12 protein-coding genes are annotated in these 15326 nt (G+C 68.0%); 6 read left to right on the forward strand and 6 right to left on the reverse strand.

Annotated elements, in window-relative coordinates; genetic code table 11:
* Positions 1-114: 114 nt before the first annotated feature.
* The 6 genes from AC59GX_RS01400 to AC59GX_RS01425 form a co-directional block, all read right to left on the reverse strand.
* Positions 115-1359: a putative DNA modification/repair radical SAM protein gene (locus tag AC59GX_RS01400; RefSeq protein WP_426282608.1), complete on the reverse strand. Its 1245-nt coding sequence runs from the start codon at positions 1357-1359 to the stop codon at positions 115-117.
* A gap of 218 nt (positions 1360-1577) precedes the next feature.
* Positions 1578-1754, reverse strand: coding sequence for a hypothetical protein (locus AC59GX_RS01405; protein WP_426282607.1), 177 nt, complete (start codon positions 1752-1754; stop codon positions 1578-1580).
* A gap of 33 nt (positions 1755-1787) precedes the next feature.
* Positions 1788-5174 (reverse strand): chromosome segregation protein SMC, encoded by a 3387-nt coding sequence (gene smc / locus AC59GX_RS01410; protein WP_426282606.1) that lies wholly within the window; start codon positions 5172-5174, stop codon positions 1788-1790.
* 275 nt (positions 5175-5449) lie between these two features.
* Positions 5450-6190 carry a thioredoxin domain-containing protein gene (locus tag AC59GX_RS01415; RefSeq protein WP_056051660.1) on the reverse strand — a complete coding sequence of 247 codons (741 nt, stop codon included), beginning with the start codon at positions 6188-6190 and terminating at the stop codon, positions 5450-5452.
* Positions 6191-6216: 26 nt separating this feature from the next.
* Positions 6217-6882 carry a thioredoxin domain-containing protein gene (locus tag AC59GX_RS01420; protein ID WP_497300653.1) on the reverse strand — a complete coding sequence of 222 codons (666 nt, stop codon included), beginning with the start codon at positions 6880-6882 and terminating at the stop codon, positions 6217-6219.
* Complete coding sequence (locus tag AC59GX_RS01425; RefSeq protein WP_426282604.1) at positions 6882-7445, reverse strand: DUF721 domain-containing protein; 564 nt, start codon at positions 7443-7445, stop codon at positions 6882-6884. Before AC59GX_RS01425 ends, AC59GX_RS01420 begins: the two co-directional genes overlap by 1 nt.
* Before the next feature lie 26 nt (positions 7446-7471).
* Between AC59GX_RS01425 and AC59GX_RS01430 the strand changes: the two genes are divergently transcribed.
* From AC59GX_RS01430 to AC59GX_RS01455, 6 genes are read left to right on the forward strand one after another with little or no spacing between them, the layout of a single operon-like run.
* The gene (locus tag AC59GX_RS01430) at positions 7472-8521 is read left to right on the forward strand and encodes an A/G-specific adenine glycosylase (RefSeq protein ID WP_426282603.1); all 1050 of its coding nucleotides are present in this window, start codon (positions 7472-7474) and stop codon (positions 8519-8521) included.
* The gene (locus tag AC59GX_RS01435; protein WP_426282602.1) at positions 8518-9870 is read left to right on the forward strand and encodes a serine hydrolase domain-containing protein; all 1353 of its coding nucleotides are present in this window, start codon (positions 8518-8520) and stop codon (positions 9868-9870) included. The genes AC59GX_RS01430 and AC59GX_RS01435 overlap by 4 nt, the downstream gene beginning before the upstream one ends.
* A gap of 5 nt (positions 9871-9875) precedes the next feature.
* The gene (gene nudC, locus AC59GX_RS01440) at positions 9876-10754 is read left to right on the forward strand and encodes an NAD(+) diphosphatase (RefSeq protein ID WP_426282920.1); all 879 of its coding nucleotides are present in this window, start codon (positions 9876-9878) and stop codon (positions 10752-10754) included.
* A 55-nt stretch (positions 10755-10809) separates the two neighbouring features.
* On the forward strand, positions 10810-12216 hold the full coding sequence (locus AC59GX_RS01445) for an L-serine ammonia-lyase (protein ID WP_426282601.1): 1407 nt from the start codon (positions 10810-10812) through the stop codon (positions 12214-12216).
* A gap of 11 nt (positions 12217-12227) precedes the next feature.
* Positions 12228-14264, forward strand: coding sequence for a M3 family metallopeptidase (locus AC59GX_RS01450; RefSeq protein WP_497300655.1), 2037 nt, complete (start codon positions 12228-12230; stop codon positions 14262-14264).
* A complete protein-coding gene (locus tag AC59GX_RS01455; RefSeq protein ID WP_426282599.1) occupies positions 14261-15322 on the forward strand; it encodes a PLP-dependent cysteine synthase family protein in 1062 nt (353 codons plus the stop codon). The genes AC59GX_RS01450 and AC59GX_RS01455 overlap by 4 nt, the downstream gene beginning before the upstream one ends.
* The last annotated feature ends 4 nt before the right edge of the window (positions 15323-15326 follow it).

The following is a 15326-nucleotide window of genomic DNA, read 5'->3' on the forward strand; positions in this document are numbered from 1 at the left end:
GCGACGCGTAGCGGCGTGGTGGAGGGGGTTCACCACCAATGATACGCTCGTAGAAGCCCCCCTCCACCAGCTGTGCTGGTCCCCCTCCCCGTGCCGGGGAGGAATGTGCGGGGCTCACGCGAACATTTCCATTTGCTTGGGTTTTGGGGCGACGATCGGGCGGAGTTCGGCTTTGTCCGCTAGTGCTACGGGGCGCCAGTCCTCGGCGATGATGAAGGGGCGAAGCTTGGCGACTGACACGGTCAAGCGGGCGATGTCCGCCAAATGCAGGCGGCGCCAGCGGCGGCTGGTGAGGATGCCGTTGACTGCCTTTACGCCAAGTCCGGGGACGCGGAGGAGCATTTCGCGGGGGGCGCGGTTGACGTCTACTGGGAAAGATCCGCGAAATTTGAGTGCCCAGGCGAGCTTGGGGTCGATGTCGAGCGGCAGCATCCCGGTCGCGTCGTCGGCGGCGGCGACCACCTCGTGCGGCTGGAACTCGTAGAAGCGCATCAGCCAGTCGGACTGGTACAGCCGGTGCTCGCGCATCAAGGGCGGGCGTTGCAACGGAAGGACGGCGCTCGCATCGGGGATCGGGCTGAACGCGGAATAATAGACGCGGCGCAGGCCGAAGCGGTCGTACAAGGTCGACGCCTTCCGGACGATATCGCCGTCCGTCGCCGCGTCTGCGCCGACGATCATCTGCGTCGACTGGCCGGCGGGGGCGTAGCGGGGCGCGGACTTGTACTTGGCCTTGGCGTCCTTGCCGTCGATGATTGAGGCCTTCACCTCGGCCATCGCGGTCTCGATGCGGACGCCGTCCTTCTCGGGGGCGAGGCGCTTCAGGCCGTTTGCGGTCGGGAGTTCGACATTGATCGAGACACGGTCAGCGTACAGCCCGGCCTGGTGGACGAGTTCGGGATCGGCGTCGGGGATTGTCTTGAGGTGGATATAGCCACGGAAATGATGGTCTTCCCGAAGCGACCGCGCGACCTCGACCATCTGCTCCATCGTGTAGTTCGACGAGGCGATGATGCCCGACGAGAGGAACAGCCCCTCGATATAATTGCGCTTGTAGAAGGCGATGGTGAGGTCGACGACTTCCTTCGCCGTGAACCGTGCGCGGCGGACGTTCGAGCTCTTGCGGTTGATGCAGTAATGGCAGTCGAAGATGCAGCTGTTGGTCAGCAGGATCTTCAGCAGCGAGATGCAGCGGCCGTCGGGCGCATAGGCGTGGCAGATGCCCATGCCTTCGGTCGAGCCGAGCCCTTTGCCGTCCTTCGAATTGCGCTTGGTCGTGCCCGACGACGCGCACGACGCGTCGTATTTGGCCGCGTCGGCGAGGATCTCGAGCTTTTCACGGGTGTCGAGTTGGGCCATTCGTTCGTCTTACGTTCCGCGAAAAGGGGTGTCGAGTGATGGAGATCAACTTGTTGCTATGTCGTTGTACTGGCCACCTTTCGGGTCGGCCCCGATGCTGGAAGTGCACAAAGTGCAGACGCTGGGAGCATTTTTCCGATGTCTGCACTTAGGCCCAGACGTGGACGATTGCGGATTCACGACGGTGGCAGGACCGGGTTGTGTAGGACACCCGAAAATCAGCCGAACAGATAGCGGATCAGGTCGACCATGCCGCCGAGGCTTACGGGCAGGAGCAGCAACAGGACGAGATAGACGAAGATCAGGCGGGTCAGCGCCTTCTCGTGCCGATACACGGGCTTGCGGGGAGGCAGGTCCTCCTTGCGCGGCCAGATGCTGGATTCGTCGAGGAACATCGAGGATCAACGTCGCGAACGGGGATTGTCTCCCTACGCGGTTGCAATGAGTCCGGTCGCGGCCTGCAGATCGACCGAGACGAGGCGGCTGACACCGCGTTCGATCATCGTCACGCCGAACAGGCGGTGCATGCGGCTCATCGTGACGGCGTTGTGCGTGACGACGAGGTAGCGCGTTTCGGTGTCGCGCGACATGCGGTCAAGCAGGTCGCAGAAGCGCTCGATATTGGCGTCGTCGAGCGGCGCGTCGACCTCGTCGAGGACGCAGATCGGCGCGGGGTTAGTGAGGAACAGGCCGAAGATCAGCGCGACCGCGGTGAGTGCCTGTTCGCCGCCCGACAGCAGCGTTAGCGACTGGAGGCGTTTGCCGGGTGGTTGCGCCATGATCTCGAGGCCGGCTTCGAGCGGGTCGTCGGAATCGATCAGTTCCAGATGCGCGGCGCCGCCGTCGAACAGCGTGGTGAAGAGGCGCTGGAAATGACCGTTCACCGCTTCGAACGCGGCGAGCAGGCGCTGGCGGCCTTCGCGGTTGAGCGTGCCGATCGAGCCGCGCAGGCGGTTGACGGCTTGGCCGAGTTCGTCGCGCTCGACCGCGTTGCCCCGCGCGGACTCTTCGAGTTCGGCGAGTTCGGTTTCGGCGACGAGGTTGACCGGGCCGATGCGTTCGCGATCTGTGTTGAGGCGGTCGTGCGTGGCAGACTCCTCGGCTGGCGCGCGGACGTCGGCGACCGCGAAGCCGAGGCGTTCGGGGAGGACGGGGGCGGGGCACTGGAAGCGCTCGCCTGAGAGGCGGCCGAGATCGAGGCGACGCGCTTCGTGATTTTCGACGCGGGCGATCGCGCCGGCGCGGGCTTCGCGGGCGACGGCGAGCGCTTCGGTGGCGGCGCGGTGGGCGTCGTCGGCGGTGCGGGCGGCGGTTTCCGCGGCGCGTTCGGTGGCGAGGAGCGCGTCGGCGGTTGTGCGCGCGTCATGGTGTTCGGCGTCGAGCGTCTCGATTTCAGCGTCGAGGGCGGCGGGGCGTGCGGCGATGGCGGCGAGGTCGGCGCCCAGCGTCGTTTCGCGCGCGTCCATGGCGGCGATGCGTTTGGCGGCTTCACCGGCGCGCGCGCGCCAGCTTCGGGTGTCTGCTTGGGCGGCGGACAGGCGTTCGCGGTGGGTGGCGATGCTGCGGTCGAGCGTGGTGCGGTCGGCGCGGGCCTGCGCGACGGCGGCGCGGGCATTTTCGGCGTCGTATTGAAGCGCGGCGACCTTGCGCGCGTTGGCGGTGCCGTCAGGGACGGCGGCCATCGCGGCTTCGGCGCGGGTGCGGTCGGCATGCGCGTCGGCGACGTCGTCGGCGATGCGGTGCGCGCGGATGTCGAGGTCTGTGCGCTGGGTGGCGAGGCGTTCGAGCGCGGCGGCGGCGCGGTCTTCCTGGCGGAGGGCGTCGCGCGCGGCGGTTTCGGCGCGTTGCAGGGCGGCGCGGGCGGTTTGCGACTGGCCTCTAGCCTGGGCGATCCGCTCGTCGATCGCGGCGCGGGTTCGTTCGGCGTCGTCCAGCGCCTTGGCTGCGGCGGGGCGGGCAGCCTGGAGCGCGGCGAGGCGGTTGCGGCGGACGAGGCGCTCGGCGGCGGCCGCGCCGGTGCCGGTTGCGGTGAAGCCGTCCCAGCGGCGGAGTCGGCCGTCTCGGGTGACGATGCGCTGGCCGACGGCGAGGTGTTGCTGGCCGTCGGTGTCGGCGACGAAGACCTGCGCCAGCCTGCGGGCGAGGGCGGGGGGCGCGTCGACATGCTTTGCCAGCGGTTCGGCGTCGGCGGGCGCGGCGGGATCGTCTTCGCGGGGCGCGGCGCCTGCCCATGCGTCTAGGCCGGTCTCGAGATCGTCGCCGAGTGCGGCGGCGAGTGCGCGTTCGTAACCGGTGCTGGCCGAGACATGGTCGAGCAGCCGGTCGCGACCGCTGCGCTGTGTTGCCTTGGTGAGCGCCGTCACTTCGCTGTCGATCGCGGCGAGGTCTGCGCGGGCGGTCGCGCGAGTGGTTTCGGCGGCGTCTCGCGCGCTGATCGCGGCGGCTTCGTCGGTGTCTGCCTGGGTGATGGCCTGGCGGGCGGACTCTGCGGCGGCGGTCGCGGTGCGTCGGGCTTCGGCGGCGGTCTCGCGCTCTGCGGCCAGCGGCGCGGGGTCGCCGAGGGCGCGGAGAGCGGCGGCGATCTGCGCGGCGTCGCGATCGGCGCGGTCGGCGCGGGTGCGGGCGGCGGCGAGGGCTGCGCTGGCGACGCGGACTTCGGCGGCGTCGCGGGCTTGCGTGGCGAGGGCCTGGGCGAGCGCGACTTCGGCGTCGCGGGCGCGACGTTCGGTTTCGGCGAGTGCGGCGTCGAGGTCGGGGATCGCGGCGGTGGCGTCGGCGATCGCGGTGTCCAGCGTCTTGGCCTCTTCGGCGAGGCGGGCGAGCGCGGCGGCGGCGTCGCTGGCGAGCGATCCTTCGCGGGCGCGGTCGTCGGCGATTCGGGCGCGGGCGTCGGCGAGGTCGGCGATCCTGCGCTCGACGCTGGCCTTTTCGGTCTTGAGCGCGGCGAGGCGGTGGGCGAGATCGCCGACTAGGTCGCGCGCGGCGAGCGCTGCGGTGCGGGCGGTGGCGACGGCTTCGATCGCGCGGTGCTGGTTTGCGGCGGCTGCGCGTTCGGCTTCGGTCGTGGCGTGGACGCGGGTTTCGGCAGCGGCGGCTTCGGCCTTGGCGGCATCGGCTGCGGTGGCGGCTTCGCGCCATCGGGCGAAGAGCGTGCGCGCTTCGGCGACTCGGATCTGCGCGGAGATGAGGCGATAGCGTTCGGCGGCGCGGGCCTGGCGTTTCAGCGTGGCGGCGCGCGCGTCCTGGTCGGAGATGATCTCGTCGAGCTTGGCGAGATTGGCTTCGGTGGCGCGGAGTTTGCCTTCAGCGTCTTTCCGCCGGACGTGGAGGCCGGCAATGCCGGCGGCTTCCTCCAGCATGGCGCGGCGGTCGGCGGGTTTGGCGGCGATGACGGCGCCGATCTTGCCCTGACTGACGAGCGCGGGCGAGTGCGCGCCGGTGGCGGCGTCGGCAAAGAGCAGGCCGACGTCCTTTGCGCGAACGTCGCGGCCGTCGATCCGGTAGGCGGAGCCGGCGCCGCGCTCGATCCGGCGGACGATCTCGCGTTCGTCACCACTTATTTCGGCGAGGATCGAGACTTCGGCGAAGTCGCGTGGCGGGCGGGTGGCGGTGCCGGCGAAGATGACGTCTTCCATGCCGGCGCCGCGCAGCGATTTCGCGCTGGCCTCGCCCATCGTCCAGCGGAGGGCTTCGAGGAGGTTGGACTTGCCGCAGCCGTTGGGGCCGACGACGCCGGTCAGGCCGGGTTCTATGCGGAGATCGGCGGGGTCGACGAAGCTCTTGAAGCCGGTGATGCGGAGGCGCTTGATCTGCATTCTTGGCGCCCCCCGACGACTAAAGTTGGATCTTACCCCGGACCGTTGCGCTGTTGGTTCCCCGCGAAGGCGGGGACCCAGACTGGGCTCCCGCCTTCGCGGGAGAACAAGGAAGGCGGTGCTGCCATTCGACTGAGTGCGCCAACATTGCACCTCCCTGGCGAAGGCCGGGGCCCAATTGGGAGACGGCGCTAACGAAGGTTGCGCTTCGTTAATTCCACCTTTCCAATTGGGCCCCGGCCTTCGCCGGGGTAGTTACTTGTGGAGCGATTAGCTTACGCCCCAGCGGCCTTCAGAGCCTTCTCCATCTGATCCCAGCTCACGACCTGATCGAGCTTCTTGTCGTTGATCAGGAACGTCGGCGTGCCCGTGACGGTGCCCGCCTGCATCGCGTTCTCGGTCGGCTTGGCCATTACTTCGAGCTGCTTCTGATCCGCGAGGCACGCGCGCGCCTTGGCTTCCGGGATCCCGCGCTGCTTGACGAAATCGATCGCGCCCATCTGTTCGGCGAGCTTGGTCGCGACGACCGTCGGCGGCTGGTTGGCGAGCGCCTTCTGCTGGTCGGGGGTCATCGCCTGGAGCTTGTCGAGGAAGGCGATCTGGTTGCCGTACATCTGCTCGAGGATCGGGAAGAACGGCGCGACGCCGCCGCACTGGCCAAGCAGCGTCAGCGCCACGTCGGGTGCGCCGTGGACGAGGAAGTCGCGGAATTCGAAGCTGACCTTCCCGGTCGAGACGTACTTCTCGGTCAGCGGCTTGTACGCCTCGCGGCCGAATGCGCCGCAGGTCGGGCACGAACGCGCGCCGTATTCGACGAGCTTGATCGGCGCGTTCGGGTTGCCCATCAGGTACCCCTCGGGGGTCTTCACGACCGTCTCGGTCCAGTTCTGGCCGGCGGGGGCTGCGGCGGCTGCTACCGGCGCGGCAGCGGGCTGGTCGACGTTACCGGTCGAATCGTTCTTCGAGCAGGCGGCGAGCGCGAGCGGCAGGACGGCGAGCGTGGTCAGGAACTTCATCGGGTTACTCCAGTGGATCACGTGAATTAACGGGCGCCGGCCTTGCGGAGCGCGGGTTCGAGCTGTTCCCAGCCGACGTGCGGGACGAGCCTGCCGTTGAGGTAGAAGGTCGGCGTCGAGTCGATCTCCTTCGGCGCGTCGGCGGTCAGTTTGACGATGCGGTCGATCTCGGGCTGGTTGGCGAAGCACGCGTTGATGGCCGCGTCCGACAGCCCGCGCGCCTTGACGAACGCGGTCAGGCCGGAGCCGTCGGCGTTGGCGCGGATCTGGGCGGCGGCCGGGTACATGTTCAGGCGCGCGGCGTTGCCTTGCTGGTATTCGATCCCGCGCTCGAGCCATTGCGGCTGTGCGGCGAAGATCGCGGACGAGGTGGCGGAGAAGCCTTTCGGGCCGGTGCAGCGGGCGAGGATCGCCGCCGACAGGTCGAGCCGGTCGCGGATGAAGTGGCGGACTTCGAGGCTGGTCGAGCCCGATGCGATCATCTGGCGCTTCAGCACGGGTTCGGATTTCACCGAGAAGTCGGCGCAGTGCGAACACGTGTAGCTCGCATACTCGACGAGCTTCACGCGCGCGGCGGGGTTGCCGATCAGGTAGGCGCCCGAGGGGAGGATGCGCGCGGACTGCGACCAGTCGCGCTTGGGCGCGGCGCCGGTCAGCAGGAAGAGGGCGAAGACGGCAAGCAAGACGCGCATCAGTTGATCCTGGGAAGGCCGTGCGTCGAGGCGACGCCGGCGGCGAGGGATTCGAGGACGGCGCGCAGTTCCGGATCGGCGATGCCCTTCAGGCTCATACCGAGATCGACGGGGACTGGGCGCAACGAAGGGGGCGCCTTGCGTGGGACGGGCGCGGCGACCTCGCCCTGGCGGATCGCTACCTTCACGATCGCGGCGTAGCCGAAGAAGCGGTTCACGCGCTCGATGATCTCGGGCGCGATGTGCTGCATCATCGGTGCGTGTGCGCCGCGCACGGTAAGGGTCAGGACGCCGTCCTGCTTCTTGCCGACTGGGAAGCGGATCGATTCGGGGATGCTCGCACCGGCCAGTTTGGCGCCGACGATCTCGGGCCAGCGGCTGACGATCGACGACTGGACGAAGCCGAATCGCCGGAACGCCGCGCCGCCGATCGCGGGCAGCAGCTCGGCGACCGCGCGTGAGCGGTTCTCGCGCGGGGCGTCTGGGTCGGTCCTGCCTTTAATGCGCTTCGTCGCCGGCTTGGGCGTCGCAGGTTTGGGCACAGAAACGGGCGGCTTGCTCATCTGCGAACCCATGCCATAGGCGACGCGTGAACGCCAAGCGCTCTTCGGTCTCTCGGGCCCTGCTCGACTGGTATGACGCGCATCGTCGCGACCTGCCGTGGCGCGCGAAGCCGGGCGAGGCGGTCGATCCGTACCGGGTGTGGCTGTCCGAGGTGATGTTGCAGCAGACGACGGTGGCCGCGGTGACGCCGCGGTTCCTCGCGTGGACCGCGCGGTGGCCGGATTTCGCGAGTCTGGCTGCGGCGGACGATGCCGATGTGATGGCAGCTTGGGCTGGGCTTGGGTATTACGCGAGAGCGCGCAATCTCGTGAAGGCGGCAAAGGCCGTGGTTTCAGATCACGGCGGGGAATTTCCGCGGACGGAGGTGGAGTTGCGCGCTTTGCCTGGGCTCGGCGCTTATACAGCGGCGGCGGTGGCGGCGATCGCGTTTGGCGAGCGCGCGGTGGTGGTCGATGCGAATGTCGAGCGGGTGGTCGCGCGAGTGTTTGCGATTCAGACGCCTTTGCCGGCTGCGCGACCGGCGATTCGGGTGGCGGCGGATTTGATCACGCCGGATGCTCGGGCGGGTGATTTCGCGCAGGCGATGATGGATCTGGGGTCGGGGATCTGCACGACGCGCGCGCCGAAGTGCTTGTTGTGTCCGATCCGCGCGCATTGCGAGGGCTTTGCTCAGGGCGCGCCCGAGCGGTTGCCGGTGAAGGCGAAGAAGGCGGCCAAGCCTCGGCGGTACGGGACGATCTTCTGGCTGGAGCGCGACGGGCAGGTGTTGCTGGTGCGGCGGCCGGACAAGGGGCTGCTCGGCGGGATGCGCGCGTTTCCGACCGGGCCTTGGGGTGATGTTCCCCCCGGTTTCGATGACGCGCCGGCGCAGGCGGATTGGCGGATGCTGGACGCAACCGTCGCACACGGATTTACGCATTTCGATCTGCAACTGACGCTTGCGGTGGCGGCGGTCGAGGCGCATCAACCGCGCGTTCCAACGGCAAGCAAATGGTGGCCGATCGACGAGCTGGATACCGCCGGGCTCCCGACCGTTTTCGCCAAGGCCGGCAAGACCATACGGAGAGCTGCATGAAACTGGTGCACTGGATTTCGACGGGCGGACTTGCCGCGCTGGCCGCTGCCACGGCCTATGCCCAGCAGGCGCAGCCGCGTCCGCAGGTGAGCCCGCAGGCTCGTCCTACGCCGCGGATGACGATCCCGGTCAACGCGCTCCTGCCTGCCACGTCCGCGCTGTTCGACAACTATGTCGCACAGAACAAGATGCCGGGGATCGTCGGTGCGTTCGGGGCTGGTGATGGTCCGACGTTGTTCCCGTCCGCGGGGAAGATCAGCGACGCCCCCAATGCTCCGGCGGCAGGCCCCGATTCGCTGTGGCGCGTCTATTCGATGTCCAAGCCGATCACCGGGATGTCGGCGATGATGCTGGTCGAGGACGGCAAGCTCAACCTCGACGATCCGGTCAGCAAATATATCCCGGCGTTCAAGGACATGAAGGTGGCGACCAGCCCCGACACGTCGCTCGCGACGCGGCCCGCCGTGCGGCCGATCACGATCCGCAATTTGCTGACGCACACCGCCGGGCTCGGCTACACGATCGTCACCAAGGGGCCGCTGCTCAAGGAATATGAGCGGCTCGGTATCCTGCCGCTGTCGGTCAGCGCGGCGATGGAAGAGAAGATGCGGCCCGTCCGGCCGAAATCGCTCGAGGAGTTCGCGAACCGCGTCGCGACGCTGCCGCTGATTGCGGATCCTGGCACCAAGTGGAGCTATTCGATCGGGCTCGATGTGATGGGCCGCGTGATCGAGGTGGCGAGCGGCATGAGCTTCGAGCGGTTCGTGCAGACGCGGCTGTTCGATCCGCTCAAGATGCGGTCGAGCTTCTGGCAGGTGCCGCAGAGCGAGGTCGGGCGGCTCGCGACCAACTATGCGTTCGTCGGCGACACGCGGACGCCGCTCGATCCGGCGGCGACGTCGGTGTTCCTGCAAAAGCCGAGCTTTCCGTATGGCGGTGCTGGTCTCGTGATGTCGGCGCGCGATTACGATCGGTTCCTGCACATGATCCAGGACGGCGGCACGCTCGACGGCGTGCGCGTGATGAAGCCCGAGACGATCGCGCTGGCGACGTCGAACCTGTTGCCGGCGGGCGTGGTATTCGGCGGAGTCGGTGGCGGCACCGGGGGTACGCAGGGGAGCAACATGGGCTTCGGCGCGGGCGGTTCCGTCGTGCTCGCGGATACGCCGAACGGACCGGGCAAGGGCACCTATGCCTGGGGCGGTGCGGCGGGGACGATCGCGTGGGTCGATCCGTCGAGGCATTCGCGCGGCAACGTGATGGTCAATTACTTCCCGGCGGACCGGATACCGCTCCGCCAGCAGGTGGTCGCGGCGCTGCTCCAAGATGCGGCGAGGTTGCGCCGATGAGCGTGATGGAGGCACCTGGGTTTACCGGTGGGACGCTCGACCGGTCGGATGCATTGCGTCACGATCCGGAAGGGCTGGCGGCGGCGCAGCGCGATTGGCGTGCGCGGCTGCTGGTGCTCGACGGGCTATTGCCGGGCACGACCGATGACGGGCATCTCGCCTGGACGTCGATGGCGGACATGCCCGACGATGCCGAGCCGATCCTGCTTGGACTCGACGACAGCGGACGGCCGCATTTCGCGGCGCTGCTGGCGGGCATGCGCGTCGACAACGCGCCGGCGATGCGTTCGCCCGCGCTGATGGCGGTACTGGCAGCGCTCGCGCCCGGTGAGGCGGCGACGTACGCTGGTGCGCGGAGTGTGATCGACTGGCATGTCCGGCATGGTTTTTGCGCGAAGTGCGGTTCGCCGACCGAAATGTTCCGGGCGGGGTGGGCGCGGAAGTGTCCGAACTGCGGGACCGAGCACTTCCCGCGCGTCGATCCGGTGGTGATCATGATCGCCGAGCATGACGGGCGGGCGCTGCTCGGGCGTGGCAAGGGGTGGCCGCCGGGGCGGTATTCCGCGCTGGCCGGTTTCGTCGAGCCGGCCGAGTCGATCGAGGAAGCGGTCGCGCGCGAGATCCTCGAGGAGTCGGGCGTGCGGGTCGGCAAGGTGCGGTATGTTGCGAGCCAGCCCTGGCCGTTTCCGTCGTCGCTGATGATGGCATGCGTTGCGGAGGCCGAGGACGATGCGATCACGCTCGATGTGAACGAGCTCGAGGATGCGATGTGGGTGCCGCGCGAGATGGTGCGGGCGGTGCTGCGCGGAGAGGAGGGGCCGTTCGTCGCGCCGCCGCCCTATGCGATCGCGTACACGCTGCTCAAGGAATGGGCGGGGGAATAGGCGCTGCGTCAGCTTCGGATGGACGGCGCGGGGTATAGTCTCGTAACGGCGATGCATGACTCCGCTGACCTTTGATCGCCCGGACGAGCAGACTCGCGCTCGCCCCGATTGCCACCAGGCGATCAGCATCCTCGACCTGTTCACGATCGGGATCGGGCCGTCGAGTTCGCATACCGTCGGGCCAATGCGCGCGGCGTGGCTGTTCGCGGATCTGGTCGCGGACGAGAAGCCTGTGGCGGTGCGCGTCGATCTTTACGGCTCGCTGGCGCTGACCGGGCGGGGGCATGCGACCGACAGCGCGGTGATGCTGGGCCTGAGCGGTGCGCAGCCGGAGACGATCGATCCCGACCTGATCCCGGTGCGGCTGGCGGCGATCCGGTCGAGCGGGCGGCTGATGCTCGCCGAACGGGTGGAGATCGGGTTCGAGGAAAGCCAGCACCTTCTGTTTCATTCGAAGACCTTCCTGCCGGGGCATCCCAATGCGGTGACCTTCACCGCCTCGTTCGGTGACGGGCGCAGCGTCGAGCGGACCTATTTCTCGATCGGCGGCGGGGCGATCGTCGAGGCGGGCTCGGGGCCGGTGAAGGCGAACATCCTGTTGCCGCGGCCATTCTCGTCGGGGGCGGAGCTGCTCGCGACCGGCGATGCGACGGGGATGACGATCGCCGACATCGTCCGCGAGAACGAGATCGCGTGGCGGCCGGAGAGCGAGACCGATGCGTTCCTCGATGCCGTCCGTGGTGCCATGTTCGCGTCGATCGATCGCGGCTGTCGGCAGGGGGGTATCCTGCCGGGTGGGCTGAAGGTGCCGCGTCGGGCGAAGGCGCTGTTCGAGGGCTTGCAGGCGCGCGATACCGCGGCCGATCCCTCCGCGGTGTTCGAGTGGGTCAGCCTGTATGCGCTCGCAGTGAACGAGGAGAATGCTGCGGGGGGCCGCGTCGTGACCGCGCCGACCAACGGCGCGGCGGGCGTGCTGCCCGCGGTGCTGCGCTTCTACGAGACCTTCACCAAGGATCCGACGCCGAAGGGCGCGCACGATTTCCTGCTGACCGCGGCGGCAATTGGGTTTCTCTACAAGAAGCGCGCGTCGATCTCGGCGGCGGAGATGGGGTGCCAGGGTGAGGTCGGCGTCGCGTGCTCGATGGCCGCTGGCGCGCTGGTCGCGGCGCTCGGCGGGACCAACGAACAGATCGAGAATGCTGCCGAGATCGGCATGGAGCACAACCTCGGGCTGACATGCGATCCGATCGGCGGGCTGGTCCAGATCCCCTGCATCGAGCGCAATACGATGGGCGCGATCAAGGCGATCAACGCCGCGTATCTGGCGCTGCGGGGGGACGGTCGCCATATCGTCAGCCTCGATGCGGTGATCGAGACGATGCGCCAGACCGGTGAGGACATGCGCTCGCAATATAAGGAGACGTCGCTTGGTGGCCTGGCCGTCAACGTCGTCGAATGCTGAAGGATTTTCCCATGACTGCCCCGACGAACCCGCTTCTCGATACGCTGTCGCTGCCCCGTTTCGCGGAGCTCTCGCCCGATCAGATCGCGCCTGCGCTCGACGAGGCGATCGCGCGGCATGAGGCGATGGTCGAGGCGCTGACGACCGCGCGGCCGACCGATTTCGCCGGCGCGTGGCTGCCGTATGAGCGCGCGAATACCGAGATCGGTGCGATCTGGTCGGCGGTGTCGCATCTCCACGGCGTCGCGGATACGCCCGAACTGCGCGCGGCGTATTCGGAGGGGCAGAAGCGGCTCGTCGAGAACGACATGAAGGTCGGGCAGAACCGCGATTTGTACGAGGTGTTCGTGGCGCTGAGCGTGTCGCCCGAGTTTGCGTCGCTGTCGGATGAAGACCGGGTAGCAGTCGAGCAGGCGATCCGTGACTTCACGCTGTCGGGCGTGGCACTGGAGCCCGAGGCGCGCGACCGGTTCAGCGAGATTTCGGTCGAGCTGTCGGGGTTGTCAAACGAGTTCGGCAGCGCGGTGCTCGACGCGACCGATGCGTGGTCGGAACTGGTGACGGACGAGGCCGATCTCGCTGGCATTTCGGATGCGGACAAGGCGATGTTCGCGGATGCCGCCAAGGCGAAGGGGCAGGCGGGCTGGCTGGTCACGCTGCAACAGCCGAGCGTCAACGCGGTGCTGACCTTCGCGGAGAACCGCGAGTTGCGCGCCCGCATGTACCGCGCGTTCGCGACGCGCGCGTCGGACCAGGGACCGAACGCGGGCGAGTTCGACAACAGTGCGCGGATCGCGCGTATCCTCGAACTGCGGCACGAGGGCGCCAAGCTGCTCGGCTTCACCGATCCGGTCGCGTGGTCGCTGGAGACCAAGATGGCCCCCAACGGTGCCGAAGTGATCGCGTTCCTGCGCGATCTGGCACGGCGCGCGAAGCCGGCGGCGGAGCGCGACCTGGCCGAGCTGAAGACGTTTGCCGCCGAGCAACTCGGGATCGCCGATTTCGAGCCTTGGGATGCGGGCTTCGTGTCGAACTGGTTGCGGCAGGATCGCTATGCGGTCGATGCGCAGGTGGTGAAGGCGTATTTCCCGGTCGAGCGCGTGATGGAGGGCTGGCAGACGCTGATGCAGCGGCTGTTCGGCATCAAGCTCGTCGAGCGCGACGACGTGTCGCTGTATCATGACGATGCGCGGTTCTTCGATGTGGTGGACGAGAGCGGAACGGTGTTCGCCGGCCTGTATCTCGATCTCCACGCGCGTACCGGCAAGCGTGGCGGTGCGTGGATGGCGCAAGCGCGGCCGCGGTTGCACGACGGCAATACCGTGACGGTGCCCGTCGCGTATCTCGTCTGCAACTTCGCACCCGATGGCGGCGAGACGCCGTCGCTGCTGAGCCACAACGACGTGACGACGCTGCTGCACGAGACCGGCCACTGCATCCACCTGCTCTTCACCAAGGTGAACCGGCCGAGCATCGCCGGCACCAATGGCTTCGAGTGGGATGCGATCGAACTGCCGAGCCAGCTGATGGAGGATTTCGCCTGGGACAAGGACGTGCTGACCGGCATGTCCGGCCACTACAAGACCGGCGAGACGCTCCCCGCCGACCTGTTCGAGCGGATGGTGAAGGCGCGGCATTTCCAGGCGGGGATGTTCATCCTGCGCCAGGTCGAGTTCGCGCTGTTCGACATGCTGCTGCATCTCGGCACGATGGGCAGCGATCCGATCGAGGTGATCGAGGCGGTGCGCGACGAGGTGGCGGTGATCCGCCCGCCTGCATGGCACCGCTTCCCGCACGCGTTCAGCCACATTTTCGCGGGCGGCTATGCATCGGGCTATTACAGCTATCTCTACGCGGAACTGCTCGCGGCGGATGGCTTCGAGGCGTTCGCGGAGGCGGGCCTGGTGGATCGCAAGACCGGCGACCGGTTCCGCGAGGAAGTGCTCGCGCGCGGGGCGACGCGGCCCGCGGCGGACAGCTTCCGCGCGTTCCGTGGGCGTGATCCCGAGCCGACCGCGATGCTGGTCCGTCACGGGCTGCAAGGGTGACGAAGCGCGTCGACCGGCGCTGGTTGTCGGAGGCGGTGCGGCGGATCGAGGCGGACTATAACCGATCCGCCGACACGCATCTGATCCGGGTGGATTTGCCGCGGTATCCCGGCATCGTCCTCTACCTGAAGGACGAAAGTTCGCATCCGACGGGCAGCCTCAAGCACCGGCTCGCGCGGTCGCTGTTCCTGTACGCGCTGTGCAACGAATGGATCGGGCCCGAGACGACGGTGATCGAATCCTCGTCGGGATCGACCGCGGTGTCGGAGGCGTATTTCGCCAGGATGCTGGGGCTGCGCTTCATCGCGGTGGTGCCCGCGACCACCGCCAAGCCCAAGCTCGACGCGATCCGCTTTCACGGTGGCGAGATCCACATGGTCGACGATCCGCGCACCGTCTACGCGGTCTCGCACCGGCTCGCGGCCGAAACCGGCGGGCATTACCTCGACCAGTTCACCTATGCCGAGCGCGCGACCGACTGGCGCGGCAACAACAACATCGCCGAAAGCATCTTCGCGCAGATGGCCGAGGAGGAGCATCCGTGCCCGTCCTGGATCGTCTGCGGCGCGGGGACCGGCGGCACGTCGGCGACGATCGGGCGCTTCATCCGATACTGCCGCCACGACACCAAATTGTGCGTCGCGGACCCGGTGCACTCGGTGTTTCACCGCTATTTCGAGGATCGCTCGGTGGTCGCGTTGCCCGAGGGGTGCGCGTCGCGGATCGAGGGGATCGGACGGCCGCGGGTCGAGCCGAGCTTCGTGCCGAGCGTGATCGACCGGATGATCGCGGTCGAGGACGCCGACAGCATCGGTGCGATGCGCGCGCTGTCCGACCGGCTCGGCCGGCGCGTCGGCGGCTCGACCGGGACCAACCTCTGGGCCTGCGCGCAGATCGTCGAGGAGATGGCGGCGGCGGGCGAGACGGGCAGCATCGTCACGCTGTTGTGCGATGGCGGCGATCGCTATGGCTGCACCTATTACGACGACGCATGGCTCGACGATCGCGGGGTCGCGTGGACCGGAGCGGCGGCGCGGATGACGCAATTTCTGGGCTGAGTAA

The organism is Sphingomonas sp. 320_CC (genome assembly GCF_059691795.1).